The organism is Parabacteroides sp. ASF519 (assembly GCF_000364265.2).
GTDB lineage: Bacteria > Bacteroidota > Bacteroidia > Bacteroidales > Tannerellaceae > Parabacteroides > Parabacteroides goldsteinii.
The window spans coordinates 3,612,276-3,633,988 of the sequence record NZ_AQFV02000006.1 but is presented as its reverse complement, the minus strand read 5'-3'; the positions used below and the strand labels follow the sequence as shown (position 1 = coordinate 3,633,988).

Genomic DNA, 21,713 nt, shown 5'->3' with positions numbered 1-21,713 from the left:
GAATAATTTTTCTTTACTTATCTTATGCCGGTTCCAAAAAAATAAATACATTTGTAATTCATCAAAACCGAAAGGAGTAAAGATATGAAAGCAATGGAATTACAGGGTGAACGCCTGGAACTGTTCAACGAAATCATTAACCTTGACACGGAAAGTATCGAGAAAGTAAAGAAGTATATTAAACGTATCGCATCTAACCGATACAAAATATCCCGTACTACTCAAGTGGATGACATCGACATCATCACTGATGAAGAGATTGAAAATGCTATGCGTCCATTATCTTATGAGGAGAAGATAGAAAGCCTTAGGTTGTCGGAGGCCGATCCTGTTTATTATACACAGGAAGAGATGCGAAAAGCTGTTGCTTCATGGAGAAACCTTTAACTATTAAATGGAAACGTCCAGCAAGGAAGAATGCTAGAGTAACTTATGCCTGGTATAAAAAAGAAATGGGCATTAGAGCTGCCGACAAATTCATAAACAGTATTTTAGATACTGTAAACTTACTGGCATTAAATCCTAATATGGGACAACCGATTGAACTGAATACCGAAACATGTAAAAGAAATTATCGTTCCTTCGTAGAACATAAGAACCATAAAATCATTTACTATGTAGAAAAAAAGACAATCTGTATTGCCAACATTTGGTCTAACAGTCAGAATCCGGAAGATTTTAATGAACAACTAAGATAAAAGGAAGCAGTTTCGCTTCCTTTTTTATCTTATATAGCCTTACAACGCCTCTCTTATCTTCTCCACCATCTCCTTGTACTCCTGTTCCGACAGATAAACTTTCTGCGGATTCATTGTGAATGTTCCTCCGAAATCGGGACCATCTTCATATTTAGGGGCCAGATGAAAATGCAGATGCGACAGCTTATCGGAATAAGCACCGTAATTTATCTTTTGCGGATTGAATACTTTCTGCATGGCACGGGTTACTTTTACGACATCTGCCATAAACGCATTCCGTTCGTCATCGCTCAGCATATTCAAATCGTGCACATGCTCTTTATAGGCAACCAGGCAACGGCCATAATAAGTCTGTTCCTTGAAAAGAAAAAGCCGGGAGACTGATAAAGGAGCTATTTCGATCATCAAATCATCTAAAGTCTGATTGTTCGTGCAATACAAACAATCTTTGGGATCACTTAAATTCATGTTATATCAGATTTATTTATAATGGGCGCTAAAGTAAACATAAAGCCCGGTAAAAACAAGAAACTTTTACCGGGCCTTTCCGAATATTTTAAATCAGCATCTTAGTAACTGATCTTACAACCTATGAAATAACTGCGGGGAATACCCGGACCATAAATATAGCCGGCATCCCGTTTCTCATATTTATCAAAATCATCCTGATAAGAATTAAAGATATTCTGAACACCTGCATTTACCTGCAAAGTAACAGATTTATAAAGAGGAAAATCATACGCCACCTTTACATTCAGGTCGAAGAAGTCCTTCGTTTTCTCCTCCCTGTCTTCCGGGATATAACCGGCCAGGTGCTGAACCAGCATGCTACCGGTATAAGTACCGGTCAACGAAGCCGTCAACCGCTTCACCGGGGTAAATGAAGAAGTGAAATAACCATATACATCCGGCGAACGGAACATCTTTTTCTGAGGTGCCAGATTCTCATTCTCACTCCAGCTCTCCGGTTCTTTGTAACGGCTGCGCTGGATAGTTGCGCCTGCCTGAATCTGCATCCATGAATAGACGGCTTTTGCCTCCAGGTTTATTCCCATCACACGAGCACCTTTCCCATTACGACGTTCCATCAACAAGTTATTATCATTGTCGCGCCCTATCTCTTCAAGGATGAAGACATTACGCAGGTCTGTGTAAAAACCTTCTACCAGGAAATTAGTCTGTACCGGACCGAAACGACGGTAAAAGTCGGCAGAGGCACTGATACTTTGCGAGTTCTCTTCTTTCAGGTCCGGAGATATCTGGATGATCGCCACATCGCCGCCGACTGCCGTAATATGCAAATCCTCGTCAAAAGCCTGAGGAGCACGGAAACCACTCGAATAAGACAGACGCAGATTTATATCGCTGGTCGGATTAAAACGCACATTGGCACGCGGACTGAATATCGCATGGTCTATCAAATTATGCTTGTCCATCCGTGCACCGATCAGGAAACTCCATTTCTCATTCTTCCATTCGTTTTGCAGGAAAACGCTACCGATATGTACAGTCTGCTCGATCGTGCGGTGATAGCCTAGCATCTTATCCTGCAAATCGTCATAGTTATATTCGGCACCTCCCGTAAACTCGGCAGGCATGAAAAGGCATTTCTCCCATTCATAGGAATACTGCGCTCCTCCGACAAAGGTCATATCCGTTGTGCTACCGTAGGCATTCGGGTTCTTGTCTGCGCCATAATAACTGTTTCTTTTTGTATGCTGGGCAGAAGTATACACATTCAGACGATGCTTATAATCCTTTGAAAACAAATCGAATTTCAAGCCGCCGCCATTGATGTTATGTTCGGTCTGCTCGGCAATATCGGCTTCGTGGGGAGGCAGGTCCAACAGGTTACCGCCACGACGGTATTCATTGATATTATGATATTCGAAAGTCAGCTTCGAATACATGCTTGTTTTCAGGTAAGAACGGAAACCGAGCGTGCGGGCATTCAGTTTGCCCAGTTCGGTATATCCGTCACCGTCATGGTCGTAAGCTCCGCGATAACGGTTCTGTCCGAACATATAAATACCGGCTTTATGGTCGTCCGTCACCAGCGAAGCATTTATCGTTGTGTTATTATCGGGACGGTCGCCGCCAATCATCGTCAGTGAGTGAGAAATCTGTGCCGAATTTCGCAACGGTTCTTTGGTAATGATATTAATCGTACCGGCAATAGCGGAAGAACCGAACAAGGCGGAACCTCCCCCACGCATAATCTCCACACGTTCGATCATATTGGCCGGAATCTGTTCCAAACCGTACACACCCGTCAGAGCACTGAATATCGGACGGCTGTCAACCAATATCTGCGTATAAGGGCCCTCAAGTCCGTTGATACGCACCTGCTGAAACCCACAGTTTTGGCAATTGTTTTCCACACGCACACCAGGCTGGAAGTTCAAACCGTCCGCTAAAGAAGTAGCATGTGTCGTCTCAAATGTTTTTGAATCGAGCACATTCACCAACGAAGGAGCCAGGCGGCGGGTTGTCTCATTACGGTTTGCCGATACGACAACCCCATCCAACGACACCAGGTCTTCCTCCGCCTCAAAATTGATTTCCAGCGTTTTTCCTTTCTTCAAGGTGATAGGTTTCTCTACTGTCTTAAAGCCCAGCGTTTTCATCACCAGGGTATATTTGCCTTCCGGCAGGTTCTTCAGGTAATAATGACCGGTGGCATCGGTCGATGTACCGATTGTCGTTCCTTTCAGAAATACATTAATAAAAGAAAGATGCTCACCCGTTTTCTTGTCCAGTATATGTCCTACGATATTGGCATCCGACGGATTCAGGGCCGGAGCATCATCCGCCCATGCTGTTGTAAAGACACAGCATAGGCATAGTATAAGCGTAATTATCTTATTCATTGCGATTTGTTCTGATAAATAGGTAATGTTATAATGTAAAACACGGCACTTTCTAATTCAAAGCCTCCGATGTTTTATACTTTTGACCTGGGTCGAATACATATTTCACCTGGGTCAACTACATGTTTCACCCAGGTCAAAAATGTATTCGACCAGGGTCAAAAGATTAGAAGGACGGTATGTTTATAGTAGAAACACCTATCCTTATCAATAAAAGTCTTACTATTCTTTATCAGAAAACAGGAGGGGCACGAAGGCTAAGCAGCCCTTTGTCTGGGAGTTTATAATCCGGATAGACCGGATATTCTACTATTTCAGCGACTTGCTGTGCATTAAAATTCAGATGTAACGCATGAACAGCCCCATCTTCCACACTAAGAGTCGTCAGTATATGGAATAGCTGTATTTCGGAAAGGGAAGCATGATGATGGCAGGGACCGCCGTTCATCTTTCCGAAAGGGTGAGAATGGACAATCGTCGTGCCATGTTCGATATGGACATGGATAAATAACGTGATACAGCTATAGTAGGCGATAAAAATCACCGGCAGCAGCCATTTCAGATATTTTCTCATCGTTTGTCTCACGCCCTTATTGTTTGGAAGGTGCAAAATTACAAAATATTTTTTATACATTTGCTTATATATTCAATCAAAGCAAACTTTAAAACGACACCATGACAAAAGAACAAATGCTCGAACAATGGACTAGAATCTATGAGCAAGGATACTACAAATGCGCCTTCACCCCGAAAGTATATGAATATCTGGACGAGAAAACCGACCAGGTTCCCGAAACGGTGATGTCGGGCCCAAAGATATATGTTGATTATGACGCCTGGATTATACATGAATTAAACGGGGACAATGCGGAGCTGGCACGCCGCATGCTGGTTATCCTCTCGAAAATACGTCGCGACGGACCTATCCATAAATGGGGGATGAAAGATGATCTGGAGATTTGCCTGCTCATCGGTTACGGCCATGATTTCAGGAACCTGATTAAAGAGTCGGTAACCCGTCACAAAACACAAGGTCCGGAGTTATATGAAACAGCACAGATATTACTGAAATATTGCCCGTCCGAATCGGAAGCATTTGCCGACCTGCTTCTTTCCGATAAACTAAAGGAACTGGAAGAACAGCGAAACAACACCCATGAATTATACCTGGCTTTATACCTGGCCATCCTGTTGCTGGAACAGGATGCGGATAAATATGCCCGCTATCTGCCGGTACTGACTGCTTTGGCTTACAGATATTCCGGTCCGAGTTTCACATTCATCCTGTATTTCTGCTATAAGTTCGCTCCCGAACTAAAAGAGCGTTTACTCCAACTGCTCAAAGAGACTATATCGGCACGGGCCTTGTTCTTCCATCTCAATCCGCATAAGATGCTGGCATTCCTGCAATCGATCGGGGCTCCTTTAGGCATTTATTATTATTTGATTCTGACAGAAGATAATGATGCCGACAAGGCATCCATGTTCCATACCTTATATAAAGAAGATAAAGAACTGTTCATGGAAGTCTACCGGATGCTGGCAAAGACAACTCCCATCCAACAGGCCGCCTACAGCCTTTACCTTTTGTCAATCCTGCTCGAACATGGAGAAGGCACGGAAGAACTGGCAGAAAGTACAGAGTTACAAGCCCGTTGCATGCTTAACCTGCTGGGAGAAAACTTAGGTAACACCGGTAATTTTATTTCAGCCCTGACGGACGCTTCGACACCGCAGGTTGCCTGGGAGAATCGTCTGAAGAATTGCGGCAACTTCGGCTGGGGATACGGGAAAAACGCTCCGGCTTTATTGATCGGTGCCCTGGCTCTTCTATACTGTGAGTCGGAACTGGCCCGGCGGTTCATCAACGTTCTGCTGATTCAGGTCCGTACCAGTGCCGCAATAAATAATCCGGTATATCTTACATACATATTCCTTGAAACACGTAAGAAATGGCTGAACAGTTCTCCAAAGGAAAGCCTTCGGCTATTACTCGACACCACCAGCCGGTTCACCTATGCCGAAGCCTTCAAAGCCTATGCCTATAACCCGAACCGGATGCAGGACGTTCTGGATAAAGAAGATATTATCAGCCACCAGTCTCTGGCACTGGACTTGCTGAACAGCGGCGACCTCTCGATCGAAGAGACACAGAACTGGCTCGACATGATTTACGGAACCTGTAAAATAACGGACGTCCAACCGTTGCTCGGGTTATTATCCAACAAATCGAAGATACTCCGCAAGACTGCCGAAGAGTTGATTAACCTCCATGAAGAAGCAACCCGTCCGTTGCTGGAATCGGGATTATCCAAACTGAAAGGAGATGCCCTGGCAGCCGGTAAACGAATCATCAAACGCTGGGACAACGAACGGAAATTCGGTGCAGACTTTACCTTTACCAAAGAAAGCGTCGTCGAATATTGCAACGACAACTTCGACAAGGATAATCAGAAATTCATTGCCTGGATACCCGAAGACATGTTCACCGACGTACGCTTTGCCGACATGACCGAAAAAGCGCCCGCCATCGTCACCCGTTATATCCTCTCCGAATATCTCTGTCTGGAAGAAGCCTACAAAATAAAGGCTTGCGATAAAATAACGGAGCAGTTGCATACTCCGGACTTCCAGCAAATGATGGAGAACATTTATCTGTTCTGGAAAGAGAACGGAGCCGAAGCCAAAAAGAAAATGATTATGGTCCCGTATTGCATCTACGGTTCCGACACACAGATACTCCGCCTCAAAACGCAGTTGAAAGACTGGGCCGAGGCTTCACGTGGTGCTATCGCCGCCTTTGTGGTCAACGCCATCGCCATGAACGGAGGAAGCGTTGCACTGGTCATGATAGACAGCATCTCTGTCAAGTTCCCCAATAATCAGGTCAAAAATGCCGCCAAGGCAGCCTTCTCTTTTGCAGCCAAAGCATTGGAAATACCGGAGGATGAACTCTCCGACAAGATTGTCCCTACCCTGGGCTTCAATAAGGAAAGAGAAAAGATACTCGATTACGGTCCGCGAAACTTCACAATAACCTTGATGCCCGACTTCTCACTTTCTATCTTCGATAACGAAAAACAGAAAGCCATCAAGTCGATGCCTGCTCCCGGAGCCAATGACGACGCAGTGAAAGCGACGGCCGCCAAAAAGGAATTCTCCGAACTGAAAAAACAAATCAAGGCCACCGTACAGTCACAAACCAACCGTTTGGAAAAGGTACTGATGAACGGACGTCGCTGGACAGCCGGTTCCTGGAACACCCTCTTTGTAGAGAACCCGATTATGCATCGTTTTGCAACCGCCCTGATATGGGGTGTGTATAACGGAGACAAACTGACCGGAACGTTCCGGTATATGGAAGACGGCACATTCAATACGGTAGATGAAGAGGAATATACACTGCCCGAAAAAGCCGCTATCACCCTCGTCCATCCTATCGAACTGGAGGAAGAAGTTCTTGCAGGCTGGAAGGAGCAACTGGATGATTATGAAATTGTGCAGCCCATCCCGCAACTAACCGCTCCCATAATTGTTTTAGGAGAAAAGGAGACGGACGGAAATAAGATAACCCGTTACAACGGCCTGACCGTCAAGTCAGGAAAGATAAGTGGCATGGTAAAGAAACACAACATGGTTCGCGGAGAGGTATGGGATGCCGGCAGCTACACTTGTTATCATCTGGTAGACAAATACCTGAATATGGCCGCCCTGCTGAACTTCGAATATATGTACATGGGCCAGGAATATAATGACGACGTGACACTCGGAGATGTCATCCTCTACCGCCTGGGAGAAGACCAGACGACCGACGACGAACCGAAAAACAACGCAATCCTCTCGCCCGAAAGTGTTCCGGCCCGCTTCCTGAGCAGTGTATTGGGTATTTTTGATGTATTGAAAGAAGAATAAAAAGGATATGAAGAAAAAGCAACAACCGGATTTAGCAGCATTATTCGACAGCTATTGCGAAGCATATACAGCATCCGACTGGCAGGTTCTGAAAACATTTCAGGAGATGCCGCTCGACGACATAATCCGTAAGAACAAACAAGCAGCATACGATTATTTATATAGTGATGTCGCATTGAAAAAGAGACTGATCTGGTTGAATAAGCTGTTTTCCGATTGCGGCTTGAAAGACTATGAGCAGTTACTGGGATTACTGAAGGAAAACTCCAAACTAATCCGCAGAAACATCGAAAAGATTATCCTCGACAAGGAGAAGAGAACCCGAGGGCTACTGGAACAACTGTATCCGGAACTGGACGAGGATTCGCAGAACTGGACCCGGCAGTTATTCAAATACTGGGATAACGCACATGCCTCAGCCCGTAAAATCAAATTCAGAAACAAACAGGCTGTTATCGACTATTGCAGCAAACATATCGAGCTCTATTGCACGCAACAAATAGCCTGGTTACCACAGAAACCTTATACGAGAATCCATTGGGCAAACGAAACCGATGTAGACGAGTTTGTGCCGCGCCATGTGCTCCGTTATGTATTAAGCGAACATATGGCACTCACCCAAATCACCCGGCTGCATGCCTGTGATGCGATTGTCCCTTTCGTCGATGAAAAAGAATGGCAGGCGGCCCTGGAAGAACTGTTCCGGTATTGGTTGGCAGATAGTGCGGAGGCCAACAGGAGGATGCTTCTGCTTCCTTATTGTTTCTACGGGGCAGAATGGCAGATAGCCCAATTAGCCCCCCTGATAAAGTCATGGTCGAAAGCCTCCCGCAAACAACTTGTCGGTCTCACGATGAAGTTGCTGGGATTGAAGGCTAGTCCTAACGCGCTTATCATACTCAACGACTGGATGGAGACTGCTCCCAACGGCATGTACAAACGTGCTGCCTGGGAAGCATTCCGTCAAGCCGCCATCCGGAAAGGCCTGTCGATAGAAGAACTCGCCGACCAAATCATCCCCGACTTCGGTTTTAACCGCCAGGGAAAAAAGAGGGTGGATTATGGCACACGTACTTTCCGGGTAACTTTGATGCCCGACTTCAGCATATCCGTACTTGATCTTGATAAGCAGAAAGTAAGCAAGTCACTTCCCGCCCCTTTAAAGAGCGATGATCGGGAGAAAGCTGAAAATGCCAGAGCCGAACAGGCCAGCCTGAAGAAACGGGTTAAGACGCAGACCAATATTCAGAAAAGACGGCTGGAACAGTCGCTCAAGAACGGACGGACCTGGCCCAAAGAGGCCTGGCTGGCAACCTTTATAGAGAATCCGGTCATGCGGTATATAGCAACCGGACTTATCTGGGGCGTCTATAAGGAAGGGAAACTCCAGGATTCTTTCCGTTACCTGGAAGACGGCACGTTCACAACTGCCGACGAAAAAGAATTCCTTCTCCCGGACAACGCAGTCATTTCCCTCGTGCATCCGATTGACTTGCCCGATGAAACGCTGGCTGGCTGGAAAGAGCAACTGGACGATTACGAGCTTATTCCTTTCATTCCCCAACTGAGCGCACCGGTCCATCGTCTGACCGAAACGGAAAAGCAGGGAGATATCCTTCTTCGTTATTCAGGGAAAAAAGTCTATCTCAGCAACATTTACGAGTTTGAAACGGCAGATATAACCACCCGGATAGAAAACAACACGCTTCATATCATAGACCGGTCTCTCAATGTGGTGGCACAGCTTTCATTTGTTTACGAAGAAAGTGATTGTTTCCTGAAAGAGTTATACTTCTCATCCGTGGAAGAAGGGGAAGATATAAACACCATACAGTTGCCCAAAGAGGAAAGGCTACCGTTATCGTCTATCCCCGAACGCTTTATCAGCACTCTGCTGGATATACTGAATCGTGCCTTTCCGCTGAATGAATAATCGAATAAAACAAATACAGCACTTACATATATTATATGGATAACAAAATTCAGAAACCATTGATGGAGATGCGCTATGCCGACGAGCTTGCCGCACTCCGCAAACAAGATACAGGAGCCAAGCCTGCAAACTGGCAACTCTCTCCCCGTGCAGTCCGTGCCTTTATCCTCGGTCAAAGCGAACCGATAGAACTGGACGGACGGCAGGTCACCATCACCCCGAAGTTCTTCGGCGATGACGCCCTGGTTGAACGTGCCATCATCACCCTGGCCGGTAACCGGGGATTAATGTTGGTTGGCGAACCGGGTACGGCAAAGACCATGTTGAGCGAACTCCTGTCGGCTGCAATCTGCGGCATCAGTACCAATACGGTACAAGGTACGGCGGGAACCAGCGAAGACAATATCAAATATTCCTGGAACTATGCCCTTTTGCTTGCCAAAGGACCGGTCAAGGAAGCCCTTGTCCCCTCTCCCGTCTATATCGGCATGAAACGGGGAATCATCACACGCTTCGAAGAGATTACCCGCTGCCCGCTGGAAATACAGGACAGCCTGATCAGTATTATGAGCGACCGGGTATTGAATATACCCGAACTGGGAGAAGAAGGGTTGCTCTTCGCCTCATCCGGATTCAATGTGATAGCAACCGCCAATACCCGCGACAAAGGGATTAACGAAATGAGTAGTGCCCTGAAACGCCGTTTCAACTTCGAGACAGTCGAACCGATACGCAGCGTAGCATTGGAAAGCCGCATCATCACCGACCAATGCCAGGGAATGCTGGCTGCCAACGGCTTGGAAATGCCGGTGCAGGAAGAGGTTGTCGACATTCTGGCCTCCACCTTCAACGAACTACGCAACGGAACCTCCTTCGAGAAAGCCAAGATACAGAAGATGTCGGGCGTAATGAGTACAGCCGAGGCCGTATCCGTTTATTACCAGTCCGCCCTGGACGGATATTATTACGGAGACGGAAACGTAAGCATGCGTTCCCTGGTACAAAACCTGTTGGGTGCCGTCATGAAAGAAAACAAAGACGATTTGCCCAAACTGAAAGATTACTTTAACGGCGTAGTCCGGCTGAAAGCCGAAAGACAAGGAGGAAAATGGAAGGAATATTACGACAACCGGACCTGGCTGAAATAGAGCACCTCTTCGCAACCAGTTTCAATATGGACGGACAGGTGGTGTACTTTCCGGTACGTCACCACTCCCCAGCCTGTGCGCTGCATCTGCAACGTACAATCGACAGTTTCCGTCCGGAACTGATCCTGATAGAAGGGCCTTCGGATTCGGCACAACTGTTGCCTTACATAGCCGACGAAGAATCGGTTCCGCCTTTTTGCATCTATTACAGTTACGATGACAAGGAGGGAAAAGTAAGTGAAGAAAAAGAGAAGTATCGCGCTTACTATCCATTCCTCTCTTATTCGCCGGAGCTGGTCGCTATCCGTGAAGGGGCACGTCGCAACATACCGACCCGTTTTATAGACCTGCCCTATGCACTTCGACTGATAAATAAAATAGAGGAAGAGCCGCAGACACAGTTCTATTATAATGAGAATAAGGAATACGAAGTAAATACCTATACGGCCATGATTGCCCGCAAAGCCGGATGCCGCAGCTTTGCGGAATTTTGGGAAAGCCGCTTCGAACTGGATGCCGGAAAAATGAAAACACACGACTTCGTGCGCAATGTTTTTCATCTCGGTTATTTCATGCGGCTGGCAACACCCGGCAACGAAACGTCCCTGAAAGAAGACCGGCAACGGGAAACTTATATGGCAGCAGAAATACGAAAAGCAATCCCCAACCATCAGAAAATACTGGTAGTGGCAGGTGCTTTCCATATCGCCGGCTTAATGGATGAGTTGCAATCAGACCGGAAACAATCGTTGAAATCAGGCAACCCGGAGCACGTCGCTGCTTATCTGATGCCTTACACATTTAAGGAGGCCGACAGTAAAAGCGGTTACGCCGCCGGTATGCCCTTCCCCGCTTTCTACCAGGAAGTCTGGGAAAAGATGGAAAAACAAAAGAAAGACCCGTTTGCTTCGACCGTTCTCGAATATATTATAAAGACGGCCCGTTATGCCCGTAAAACACAGATAATCTCCCTGCCCGATGAGATTAATGCCTTGAATATGGCACGTTCGCTGGCTATATTGAGAGGCAAACAGAGTGCCGGCGTATATGAATTGCTGGATGGTGTACGAAGTTGTTTTGTGAAAGGCGACCTGAATGCGACTTCGACTTTCGAAGTGGATTTCCTGTATCGTCTTCTCTCCGGGATGGGTGCCGGAAAGATTGCGGCCAACGATTGCATTCCGCCTGTGGTCCGTGAGTTTCGTTCCTTATGTTCGCTTCACCGGTTAAAAACATCGACTATCGAACGGCAGGAAGTAACGCTCGACATCATTAAGAATCCGGCCCATTACAGGAAAAGCCGTTTCCTTCACCAGATGGAGTTTTTGGAGACAGGTTTCGCCACCCTTCAGTCTGGTCCCGATTATGTGAACCAGAAGAACAAAAACCTGGTACGGGAACAATGGATATGCCGTTACGGCACAGGCGTTGAAACCCGTTTGATTGACCTGTCCGTCTACGGGGCGACACTCTCGCAGGTTTGCAACTCGCTCATCGAAAAGAATTTTAAAGACAGCATGACGGCAGAAGAGCTGGGCAAACTGCTCATTTCCGTTCAGGTGATGGGGATAGAAGGCTTTTATTCCCGGTATGAAGACACTGTCCGGCTGGTAGTGGAAAGCGAAGGGAATTTTATCAGCCTCTGCAAACTTATCAACAGCCTGTTATACCTCACCAATATGCAGCAATTGATGGACGGAACTATCCAGCCGGTCATTGCCGGATTGGCACGAACCGCGTTCAATGGAGCAGTCGTACTGATTCCGTCACTGAAAAGCACAACGGAAGAAGAAGAACAGGAAATCTGTGAACAGATGCGCAACCTCTACAGTTTCACTATGGATACGAAAGACTGGTTCGATACCGCCGCTTTCCTGTCTGCCGTAGAGAAGATATTGAACGATAGTTTCAGCAACAGCCGCCTCTTCGGCCTCTGCCTTGCTATACATTATAAAGAAGGACAAACCGGACAGGCTGTTTTCTGCCGGCAGATAGCCGCCTACCTCGAAAGCAGCATCACGCATCCTGAGCAGGCGGCCTCCTTTATCTGCGGCCTGTTTCTGATTGCCCGCGATGTGTTATTTACCGACCCGCATATCCTGGAAGCGATAGACCGGGTTATCGCCAATGCCGACCAGGAGACTTTCCTGACTATTCTGCCCAACCTGCGTTATGCCTTCACCGGCTTTCTCCCGGCAGAAGTCAACCGCCTGGGACAACAGGTTGCGGAATATCATCAGATAGCGGAAACCCGCTTAACAGGAAGTATCACTGTTTCACAACAGGAAATCACCGAAGCTATGCGCCTGGATAAACTGGCGGCAGAAGCACTAAAAACATGGAGAATCATCGAATGGACAAGCACGAAATAGTCAACCGCTGGCGGCTTATATTGGGAGACTTTGCCGAAAACAGCCTGCCCCTCGACCCGGAGAACGCAGAACTGGACGGTACGCTTTATTTCCTATACAACCGCGAATATACCGATGAACAGGGAATACGGAACGACTTCCCCAACCGGGGAGGCCGTGGCGGCTCCATGCTGACCGTCCCCGGATGGCTGAAAAAAGTAAAGAAGCTGTTCCCCAGAAAGACCGTCGAAATCATGCAGAAACAGGCTTTGGATAAATATAACCTTACCCAACTGCTGACCGACGAATCTGTCCTGAGCCAACTCGAACCGAATATCGGACTGCTGAAAAATATCCTGACGTTCCGCAACATGATGCCGGAACATGTCAGAAAGCTGGCTTATTCAATCGTGGAACAGGTCATAAAAGAGATTCAAAAGAAGCTGGAAATAAATGTACGCAAAGCCTTCTACGGAAAGAAACTTCCGCATACCAATTCCAGCTACAAAATATTCCGGAACTTCGATTTCAAGCAGACCATCGAAAAGAATCTGAAAAACTACAGCCGCGAACACGGGACAATTATCCCCGACCGCCTGTATTTCAACCAGAACATACGTCGTTACAATCCCTGGCATATCGTCATCCTGGTAGATGAGAGCGGCAGCATGCTCGATTCGGTAATCTATACGGCTGTCATGGCCTCCATCTTTGCCAAAATGCCGTTTCTTTCGGTCAAGCTGGCGATATTCGACACATCGGTCGTCGATTTGAGCGAACATCTCGACGATCCGGTCGGTATCCTGATGAAAGTACAGCTGGGTGGCGGAACGGATATACATAAAGCGCTGGAATATGGAAAGAAACTAATCTCCGCGCCACAAAAAACAATAGTAGTACTGGTAAGCGACCTTTACGACGGGAACAACTATAGTTATATGTTCCGCTCCTGCCGCGACATCATCGAAGCAGGAAGTAAGTTGTTCGTATTGCCGGCACTCGACTACTCCGGTGCTCCCTGTTATGATGTCCGTGCCGCACGGACCATTGCCGGCATGGGTGCCGATGTAGCCGCAATAACCCCTGAAGAGTTAGCAGAATGGATAGGAAAGATTATATCATAAACGGAGACGGATGCCACGCTTCCGCCGGACAGTTCGTCCCTTTTGCCAACGAAGCCTTCCTGGTTACGCTGGCAAATAAAGGTCTATATAAACGTGCCCTGAAAGACCTGGAAACGACCGGACAAATCGCCCTGACGGTTACAGGCAGCAATCTACAGGTCCAACTGGACGACATCACCGTCTGCCTCGCTTCCAATGTATCCCAAAGCACATGCAGCTGTCCTTCCAAAACTGTCTGCAAGCATATCCTGATGGGAATACTTGCCGCAGCCGGTTATGCTGCAACCGCAGAAGACGATAAAGACGCCGTGCCGGAAACGTCTTCGGAGCTGCCATCTTCCGTCCCCTGGGAGAAATTGATAAATGCAGACCTTACGCAACTTCGCAAACAGGCCGGCAAGAAATTGTTCGAAGACACCCTCCGTCTTATCCAGGATGGCTGGACGGCCGACTTCACGGAAGGCGATATGCTGGAAGCCACTATCAACACCGAAAACATCACGGTCTATTTTCCAAAAGAAGACAGCCTGAACCGTTCCGTCTGCAAATGCGGAGAAAACGGATTGTGCAAACATAAACTGATAGCCATCCTGTCATACCTGAGCCGGCAGGGAATACTATCGTCCGACTCCGCCGGCAACCAGCCGGAACTCTCCCTACTGACGGAGGATACGGTAAAAGTCTTACAGGGAGCTTCCCGCTTCATCCTCGGCATATTGGAAAAAGGCCTGATCAGTTGCGGGGAAAACGAGGCGGAAACAGCCATCCAGTATTCCATCCGCCTGGAAACCTGCGGAATCGGAAATCTGGCCCGCTTATTCCGTTCGCTCTCCTCCGATATCGAAAATATGCTTGCCAAACATGTGGGTTTTCAGCCTCTGACAACTTTTGCCACGCTCTCCCGGTTGTATAACACGCTTACCTTACTCTTACGGAATACACAAAACAACGAGATGCTCGGCAAACTGATTGAAGGGACACGCTCGGATTATTACACCACCCCTATCGGCCATTTCACCGGACTGGGCGCTTATCCCTGGCAAACCCGTTCGGGTTATTTCGGAATTACGGCTTATTTCTTCTATCAGGAGAAAGAGAGTATCTGCACGCTGACATCGAGCATGGCTGATTATTATGAACATACCCAGTCACTCGTTACACCGGAAAACCTGAGGAAACAACTCGAGATGCAAAGCTTTTGGGGGAACAGCGCATCACTGGCCCGGTTATCGATATCCACCCTTACATTGCGCAACTTCAAGCTGAACAGGCAAAACCGCCTCTCATCGTCTTCACAGACACAATGTGAGATAGCAGATAAAGTAACAATCGGTCATCTGAATACATTACTTACGGTTCCGGAGTTATCCGATTTATCCATACGTCCGGACCAATACTACGATTATTTCCGGAAAAAACAACCCGAACAACTGGCTTTAGTCCCTTTCACTCATCTTTCAGAGATACGGTTCAGCTCCTCCGAACAGAAACTCTATTTCACCATGACTGACGGTCAGACAGAGACGGAAGGTTCTCTGGCATACAGCGAACTGAACCGTAATGCCATCCGCAAACTGGAACAACTGGGACAACCCTATACAGAAAAGAAACAGCGTTACATGGTCTGCCAGAAACGACCGGACACACTGATTCCAATCAGTATTATCACCGCTTCAGAGATTGATAACTTCTATTTCTAACTTTTTAAAAGCGAACACAATGATCATAAAGAATCTCCTTGCCGAACTGGAACTCCAGCTTTCCGACATTGCCTTCTCCGGCTTGCGCAACATACAACCGGTCACCCTCCAAAAGCTGGAAGACCTCAAACACTGGATGAATGAATTAAATATGTCTGAAGCCATCCATTTAACAGACCGTTTTATCGATTCAGTCTATGCCTGGCAAGCCGGACAAACAACCCTGGAAACCGTCGCCGCCAATCTATGCGCACTGGAGTTTTATGAAAAGAATATAGTTAACAATTAATTTTGACATCAAAGGTTTTATTCAAAATATTTCCAACTAATTGTAAGCATATCATACTATATATCTAATAATTTGTTACTTTTGTGGGCGATTTTAAAACGTACACAAAATCTACTAATATCATAAGTCTATGGCAAAGATAACAAAAGAGGAAGCACTTCGGTATCATTCCGAAGGCAAACCCGGAAAGATTGAAGTAATTCCAACAAAACCCTATAGTACACAAACAGATTTATCATTGGCCTATTCTCCCGGTGTGGCAGAGCCTTGCCTGGAAATAGAGAAAGAACCGCTTGATGCCTATAAATATACATCAAAAGGTAATCTGGTAGCCGTTATCTCCAACGGTACTGCTGTTTTGGGACTGGGTAATATCGGAGCGCTTGCCGGCAAACCGGTTATGGAAGGCAAAGGCCTCCTGTTTAAAATCTTCGCAGGAATCGATGTATTCGATATCGAAGTGGACCAGAAAGATCCCGATAAGTTCATCGAAACCGTAAAAGCAATCGCCCCTACTTTCGGCGGTATCAACCTGGAAGATATCAAAGCGCCCGAATGTTTCCAGATTGAACAGCGACTGAAAGCGGAACTGGATATCCCGGTGATGCACGACGACCAGCATGGTACGGCAATCATCTCCGGTGCCGGTCTGCTCAATGCGCTTGAAATAGCCGGAAAGAAGATTGAAGATGTAAAAATCGTTGTCAACGGTGCAGGTGCCGCTTCCATCTCTTGTACGAAACTGTATGTGATGCTGGGAGCCCGCAAGGAAAACATCATCATGTGCGACAGTAAAGGGGTTATCTCTACGCATCGTACCGACTTGAACGAATCGAAGAAAGAATTTGCTACCACAAGAGATATAAAGACGCTGGAAGAAGCCGTTGTCGGTACAGACGTATTCCTGGGATTGTCTGTTGCCAATGTGCTGACACAAGAGATGGTGCGTTCCATGAACGAAAACCCGATCGTATTCGCTCTGGCTAATCCGAATCCGGAAATTTCATACGCCGATGCAATGGCATCACGCGAAGATATTATTTTCGCAACAGGACGTTCGGACTATCCGAATCAGATCAATAATGTTTTAGGATTCCCATATATCTTCCGCGGAGCATTGGATACACATGCCAAAGCAATCAACGAAGAGATGAAACTGGCTGCCGTACATGCCATCGCCGAACTGGCAAAAGAACCGGTTCCCGATGTGGTAAATGCAGCGTATAAACTGAAACGTACGACTTTCGGACGCGATTATATCCTGCCGAAAGCGCTCGACCCACGGTTGTTGACACGAGTATCGGTTGCTGTTGCCAAGGCAGCTATCGAGTCGGGTGTCTCACGCAAAACAATCACAGACTGGGAAGGCTATGCCAACCATTTGCGTGAAATGATGGGCTACGATAATAAACTGCTCCGCTCCTTCACCGACATGGCAAAAGCAAATCCGAAACGTGTGGTATTTGCTGAAGCCAACCACGTGAACATGCTGAAAGCGGCCGTAGAAGCCAAAGCTGAAGGAATCTGTTATCCGATCCTGTTAGGCAACGAAGAACGTTTGGAAAAAATTGCTGCCGAAGAAAACCTGAGCCTGGAAGGTATCGAAATCGTCAACCTGCGTCACGACCGCGAAGAAGAACGCCGCGACCGCTACGCCCGTATCCTTTCTGAAAAGAGAGCACGCGAAGGCGTTACTTTCTCGGAAGCACGCGAAAAGATGGTCGGCCGGAACGCTTTCGGTATGATGATGGTGGCAACCGGCGATGCGGATGCATTTATCACAGGTGTTTACAGCCGTTATTCGGAAGTGACAAAGTTGGCGGAAGAGATCATCGGTATCCGTCCGACATACGACCATTTCGGTGCCATGAACATTGTAACTTGCAAAAAGGGTACTTTCTTTATGGCAGATACGCTGATTAACCGTCATCCATCCACAGAAGTCCTGATCGACATTGCCCGCCTGACGCATGATGCGGTGAAGTTCTTCGCGCACGATCCGGTTATCTCGATGGTATCTTATTCAAACTTCGGTTCCGATAAGCAGGGAAGCCCGCTGAAAGTGCACGGCGCTATCGAATACCTTCACAAGAATCACCCGGAAATCGTCGTAGACGGTGAGATGCAGGTAAACTTTGCATTAGACAAGAAGTTGCGCGACGATATGTATCCGTTCAACAAGCTGAAAGGCAAAGATGTAAACACATTGGTATTCCCGAACCTGAGTTCGGCCAACAGTGCTTACAAACTGTTGCTCGAAATGGGTGTCGTAGAAACCATCGGCCCGATCCAGATGGGATTGAACAAACCGATCCACTTCACCGACGTAGAAAGCTCTACCCGCGACATCCTCAACCTGACAACCGTCGCCGTTGTAGATGCAATCGTACAGGAGCAAATTGAAAAAGGAGAATAAGGAGTTTATTCTTTATAAGAGCAGTGTCAAAATACACTAAATGGCACTGCTCTAATCTTCAGGCAATCCCCAGCAACTCCACCTCAAAGATTAACGTTGAAAATGCAGGAATCGGACCGGAAGCCCGGTTTCCATATCCTACTGTATAAGGGATATAAATAACCCATTTATCCCCCACATGCATTTGTTGAAGTGCAATCTGCCATCCTTCGATAACCTGGTTCAGACGGAAAGCCTCCGGGCAGTTGCGTTCGTATGAATTATCAAATTCGCGCCCATTCATCAAAGTCCCCCGATAATGAACGGAAATAACGTTATCCAACTGGGGAGAAACAGTACCGCTCCCCTGCTCCGTTACTTTATATAATATCCCGCCAGCCAGTTTCTTTACACCTTCCTGTGAAGCTATTTCTTCCAGATACCGCAGATTTTGCTCTTTATATTCCTCTTTCCTGTTCTTTGCCATTTTAGCCATTCTTTCTTTTTCACCGGCAAAGATAAATTATTCTTCAAAAAAGGCCTAAACTTCGTTTAAAACGAATGTGAAGTCCGTTTAAAACGAGCTGAAATTCGTTTAAAACGAGTATGGAGCCCATTTAAAACGAGTTTTTATTCATTTTAAACGAGATTTTACTATCCTGTGAAAATTAGTCCTTTATTAAACCAAGAGTGACTTTTTTGTGTTTATGTGTAGAATCTAAACAAAAAGTTATGCACATAAGTACATGGTGTTATACTATGCTTTGCCTTTTTCTGCCAATGACGCTGATGGCACAGGCTAAGCATAAGTACCTCGATCACGCATTGCCGGAAGCGTGGCAGGAGAATGACAGTAATTTCCAACAAACCCTACCCGTTGATGACAACTGGTGGAGGAATTTCAATGATCCGGTATTGGATTCCCTGATCGATGTGGCCGTGAAGCAGAACTATTCTGTGCAGATGGCTGCCGACCGTATCGCTATGGCGAAAGCCAACCTGCGCATACAACAGGGCAGTTATTCACCGACGCTGGGACTATCGGCGGAATGGAACCGGCAACAAAGCAGCGGCAACACCAGTAGTTTGCCGCAAACAATCACCCAATATGCCGATGCCTCGCTCTCCATGAGCTGGGAAGTCGACGTATTCGGCAGTATCCGTAACCGGGTGAAAGCGCAGAAAGAGAATTTCGCTGCCTCCAAAGAAGAGTACAATGCCGTCATGGTATCGCTTTGTGCACAGGTCGCATCGGCCTATATCAACCTGCGTGAACTGCAACAAGAGGTCGATGTAGTTACCCAAAACTGTCTGTCGCAACAGGCTGTAGTCGAAATCACCCAGAAAAGGTATGAAACCGGCCTGGTGTCGAAGCTGGATGTGGCACAGGCACAATCCGTATATTACAGTACCAAGGCCTCGCTCCCCATGCTGGAAGCAGGTATCATCCAGTACACGAACGCCCTGGCTGTGCTGATGGGACTGTATCCGCAAGACGTTAAAGGACTGATCGACCATCCGCGCCCCCTGCCCGATTACATCGAAACCGTCGGAGTTGGATTTCCTGCCAACCTGTTACTGCGTCGTCCGGATATCCGTTCTGCCGAACGCCAGGTCAACGCCCAGGCCGCGACATTGGGTGCATCCAAATCCGACTGGTGGCCGCAGGTTTTCGTCAAAGGTTCCATCGGATTCGCTTCTCACGACATCGATAAGATAGCCAACCATAACAGCCTGACATATGAAATCGCACCCGCCATCTCCTGGAATTTCTTCCAGGGAGGCAAACTGGCACAGGCAACCCGCCTGGCAAAAGCCCAGTTAGACGAAACAATCAGGCAGTTCAACGAAACCGTCCTCACCTCCGTACAGGAAGTCGATAACGCGATGAGTTCCTATAAAAACTCCATCAAACAAATCGTCGCCCTCCGCGAAGTAGTCAATCAGGGCCAACAAACGCTCGACCTCTCGCTCGACCTCTATAAACAGGGACTGACACCGTTTCAGAATGTACTGGATGCGCAACGCTCGCTGCTGTCGTATGAGAATCAATTGACACAAGCCAAAGGCCAGTCGCTCGTCTATCTGATTCAGCTCTACCAGGCACTGGGCGGAGGCTGGGACGAAGACGGGTATTAAGAAAGGTAGTTTATCAAACTAAAAAACACAAATATGAAAACATCTGTCAGAATCGCCCTGATCGCCTTGTCGGTCCTTATGCTGGCATCGTGCAAAGGGAAAAAGCAACCGGCGGAAACAGCCGCCCCTTCCATCAGCGTGGCAACACCGGAAGTAAAAGACATTACGCTGACAAAAGACTATCCCGGTTATCTGAGTTCGGAATTGACCGTCAATCTGGTGGCCCGGGTAAACGGTTATCTCCGGACCTCCCACCTGGTGGCCGGCAGCAAAGTGAAGAAGGGAGAACTCATCTTCGTGATCGAGCCCGACACTTATCAGGATAATGTAACCCAGGCCGAGGCGGCACTTAAAACCTCCAAAGCGCAACTCGACTATGCCCGCAGCAATTACGAGCGGATGAAAGAAGCCGCCAAAAGTGGAGCCGTCAGCCAGATACAGGTATTGCAGGCCCAATCGACCGCACAGGAAATGGAGGCATCCGTCCGTAACTCGGAAGCCGAACTGAATACGGCACGCACCAACCTCAGCTACTGCTATATCCGTGCCCCGTTCGACGGACGAATCACCCGGGCCACTTACGACATCGGCAATTATATCAACGGAGCGGCGCAACCCGTCACGCTGGCTACCCTTTATAAAGATGACAAAATGTTCGTCAACTTCAATATAGAAGATAACCAGTTTATGAAAATGATGATTACCGCCGCCCAAAACGATTCGACCGTCAAACTGCCGGAAACAATCGCCGTACATCTGGGAGACAACGGACGGCAAAACTACACCGGACAGTTGGATTATTTCTCTCCCAATGTCGACCTGTCGACCGGAACACTGAACGTCCGTGCCAACCTGGATAACAAGGACGGCGAACTGAAAAGCGGATTATACGTCACCATCACCCTGCCCTACAGCGAAAAGCGGGATGCCGTCCTGGTACGCGACGCCTCTATCGGTACCGACCAGCTGGGCAAATATCTTTATATCGTAAACGATTCCAATATCGTACGGTACCGTCATATAGAACCGGGACAGTTGGTAGACGACACCTTACGCCAGGTCGTCAGCGGACTTGAACCGAACGAACGTTACGTCACCACCGCTTTATTGAAAGTGCGTGACGGAATGAGTATTACCCCTATAAAATAAGAACG

The 21,713-nt window shown here is 47.3% G+C and carries 16 protein-coding genes; 12 read left to right on the top strand and 4 right to left on the bottom strand.

What is annotated here, in order from left to right:
• The first annotated feature begins 84 nt into the window (after positions 1 to 84).
• Complete coding sequence (locus C825_RS14200; RefSeq protein WP_224265325.1) at positions 85 to 387, top strand: hypothetical protein; 303 nt, start codon at positions 85 to 87, stop codon at positions 385 to 387.
• Positions 372 to 698, top strand: coding sequence for a type II toxin-antitoxin system RelE/ParE family toxin (locus tag C825_RS14195; protein ID WP_007657112.1), 327 nt, complete (start codon positions 372 to 374; stop codon positions 696 to 698). Before C825_RS14200 ends, C825_RS14195 begins: the two co-directional genes overlap by 16 nt.
• 39 nt (positions 699 to 737) lie before the next feature.
• Here the strand turns inward: C825_RS14195 and C825_RS14190 are convergent, their stop codons facing one another.
• From C825_RS14190 to C825_RS14180, 3 genes are all read right to left on the bottom strand, one after another.
• Complete coding sequence (locus tag C825_RS14190) at positions 738 to 1,166, bottom strand: HIT family protein (RefSeq protein ID WP_007657113.1); 429 nt, start codon at positions 1,164 to 1,166, stop codon at positions 738 to 740.
• 101 nt (positions 1,167 to 1,267) lie between these two features.
• Positions 1,268 to 3,568, bottom strand: coding sequence for a TonB-dependent receptor (locus tag C825_RS14185; protein WP_010802950.1), 2,301 nt, complete (start codon positions 3,566 to 3,568; stop codon positions 1,268 to 1,270).
• Positions 3,569 to 3,800: 232 nt separating this feature from the next.
• Positions 3,801 to 4,154: a DUF8478 family putative metalloprotein gene (locus tag C825_RS14180; RefSeq protein ID WP_493351719.1), complete on the bottom strand. Its 354-nt coding sequence runs from the start codon at positions 4,152 to 4,154 to the stop codon at positions 3,801 to 3,803.
• Positions 4,155 to 4,243: 89 nt separating this feature from the next.
• Between C825_RS14180 and C825_RS14175 the strand changes: the two genes are divergently transcribed.
• From C825_RS14175 to C825_RS14140, 8 genes are all read left to right on the top strand, one after another.
• Positions 4,244 to 7,480, top strand: coding sequence for a DUF4132 domain-containing protein (locus C825_RS14175; protein ID WP_010802949.1), 3,237 nt, complete (start codon positions 4,244 to 4,246; stop codon positions 7,478 to 7,480).
• Positions 7,481 to 7,487: 7 nt separating this feature from the next.
• On the top strand, positions 7,488 to 9,413 hold the full coding sequence (locus C825_RS14170) for a DUF4132 domain-containing protein (protein ID WP_010802948.1): 1,926 nt from the start codon (positions 7,488 to 7,490) through the stop codon (positions 9,411 to 9,413).
• A gap of 35 nt (positions 9,414 to 9,448) precedes the next feature.
• Positions 9,449 to 10,561: an ATP-binding protein gene (locus tag C825_RS14165; RefSeq protein ID WP_044214380.1), complete on the top strand. Its 1,113-nt coding sequence runs from the start codon at positions 9,449 to 9,451 to the stop codon at positions 10,559 to 10,561.
• On the top strand, positions 10,522 to 12,933 hold the full coding sequence (locus C825_RS14160; protein ID WP_010802946.1) for a DUF5682 family protein: 2,412 nt from the start codon (positions 10,522 to 10,524) through the stop codon (positions 12,931 to 12,933). Before C825_RS14165 ends, C825_RS14160 begins: the two co-directional genes overlap by 40 nt.
• Entirely contained in the window at positions 12,900 to 14,036 is a 1,137-nt protein-coding gene (locus tag C825_RS14155) for a VWA domain-containing protein (protein WP_010802945.1), read from the top strand. The genes C825_RS14160 and C825_RS14155 overlap by 34 nt, the downstream gene beginning before the upstream one ends.
• On the top strand, positions 14,012 to 15,736 hold the full coding sequence (locus tag C825_RS14150) for an SWIM zinc finger family protein (protein ID WP_010802944.1): 1,725 nt from the start codon (positions 14,012 to 14,014) through the stop codon (positions 15,734 to 15,736). The genes C825_RS14155 and C825_RS14150 overlap by 25 nt, the downstream gene beginning before the upstream one ends.
• 19 nt (positions 15,737 to 15,755) lie before the next feature.
• On the top strand, positions 15,756 to 16,025 hold the full coding sequence (locus C825_RS14145) for a hypothetical protein (RefSeq protein ID WP_010802943.1): 270 nt from the start codon (positions 15,756 to 15,758) through the stop codon (positions 16,023 to 16,025).
• A 130-nt stretch (positions 16,026 to 16,155) separates the two neighbouring features.
• Positions 16,156 to 18,441: an NADP-dependent malic enzyme gene (locus C825_RS14140; RefSeq protein WP_010802942.1), complete on the top strand. Its 2,286-nt coding sequence runs from the start codon at positions 16,156 to 16,158 to the stop codon at positions 18,439 to 18,441.
• A 58-nt stretch (positions 18,442 to 18,499) separates the two neighbouring features.
• Here the strand turns inward: C825_RS14140 and bamJ are convergent, their stop codons facing one another.
• Positions 18,500 to 18,916 carry a BamJ family beta-barrel-assembly machinery protein gene (gene bamJ, locus C825_RS14135; RefSeq protein WP_010802941.1) on the bottom strand — a complete coding sequence of 139 codons (417 nt, stop codon included), beginning with the start codon at positions 18,914 to 18,916 and terminating at the stop codon, positions 18,500 to 18,502.
• A gap of 236 nt (positions 18,917 to 19,152) precedes the next feature.
• On the opposite strand from bamJ, the gene C825_RS14130 reads away from it, so the two are divergent.
• Both C825_RS14130 and C825_RS14125 read left to right on the top strand, forming a co-directional pair.
• Positions 19,153 to 20,559: an efflux transporter outer membrane subunit gene (locus C825_RS14130; RefSeq protein ID WP_010802940.1), complete on the top strand. Its 1,407-nt coding sequence runs from the start codon at positions 19,153 to 19,155 to the stop codon at positions 20,557 to 20,559.
• Positions 20,560 to 20,592: 33 nt separating this feature from the next.
• Positions 20,593 to 21,708 (top strand): efflux RND transporter periplasmic adaptor subunit, encoded by a 1,116-nt coding sequence (locus C825_RS14125; protein ID WP_010802939.1) that lies wholly within the window; start codon positions 20,593 to 20,595, stop codon positions 21,706 to 21,708.
• Positions 21,709 to 21,713: the final 5 nt, after the last annotated feature.

Coding starts and splice junctions, on each gene's coding strand:
- C825_RS14200 (WP_224265325.1), top strand. CDS start 85: ATGAAAGCAATGGAATTACAGGGTGAACGCCTGGAACTGTTCAACGAA.
- C825_RS14195 (WP_007657112.1), top strand. CDS start 372: ATGGAGAAACCTTTAACTATTAAATGGAAACGTCCAGCAAGGAAGAAT.
- C825_RS14190 (WP_007657113.1), bottom strand. CDS start 1,166: ATGAATTTAAGTGATCCCAAAGATTGTTTGTATTGCACGAACAATCAG.
- C825_RS14185 (WP_010802950.1), bottom strand. CDS start 3,568: ATGAATAAGATAATTACGCTTATACTATGCCTATGCTGTGTCTTTACA.
- C825_RS14175 (WP_010802949.1), top strand. CDS start 4,244: ATGACAAAAGAACAAATGCTCGAACAATGGACTAGAATCTATGAGCAA.
- C825_RS14170 (WP_010802948.1), top strand. CDS start 7,488: ATGAAGAAAAAGCAACAACCGGATTTAGCAGCATTATTCGACAGCTAT.
- C825_RS14165 (WP_044214380.1), top strand. CDS start 9,449: ATGGATAACAAAATTCAGAAACCATTGATGGAGATGCGCTATGCCGAC.
- C825_RS14160 (WP_010802946.1), top strand. CDS start 10,522: ATGGAAGGAATATTACGACAACCGGACCTGGCTGAAATAGAGCACCTC.
- C825_RS14155 (WP_010802945.1), top strand. CDS start 12,900: ATGGAGAATCATCGAATGGACAAGCACGAAATAGTCAACCGCTGGCGG.
- C825_RS14150 (WP_010802944.1), top strand. CDS start 14,012: ATGGATAGGAAAGATTATATCATAAACGGAGACGGATGCCACGCTTCC.
- C825_RS14145 (WP_010802943.1), top strand. CDS start 15,756: ATGATCATAAAGAATCTCCTTGCCGAACTGGAACTCCAGCTTTCCGAC.
- C825_RS14140 (WP_010802942.1), top strand. CDS start 16,156: ATGGCAAAGATAACAAAAGAGGAAGCACTTCGGTATCATTCCGAAGGC.
- bamJ (WP_010802941.1), bottom strand. CDS start 18,916: ATGGCTAAAATGGCAAAGAACAGGAAAGAGGAATATAAAGAGCAAAAT.
- C825_RS14130 (WP_010802940.1), top strand. CDS start 19,153: ATGCACATAAGTACATGGTGTTATACTATGCTTTGCCTTTTTCTGCCA.
- C825_RS14125 (WP_010802939.1), top strand. CDS start 20,593: ATGAAAACATCTGTCAGAATCGCCCTGATCGCCTTGTCGGTCCTTATG.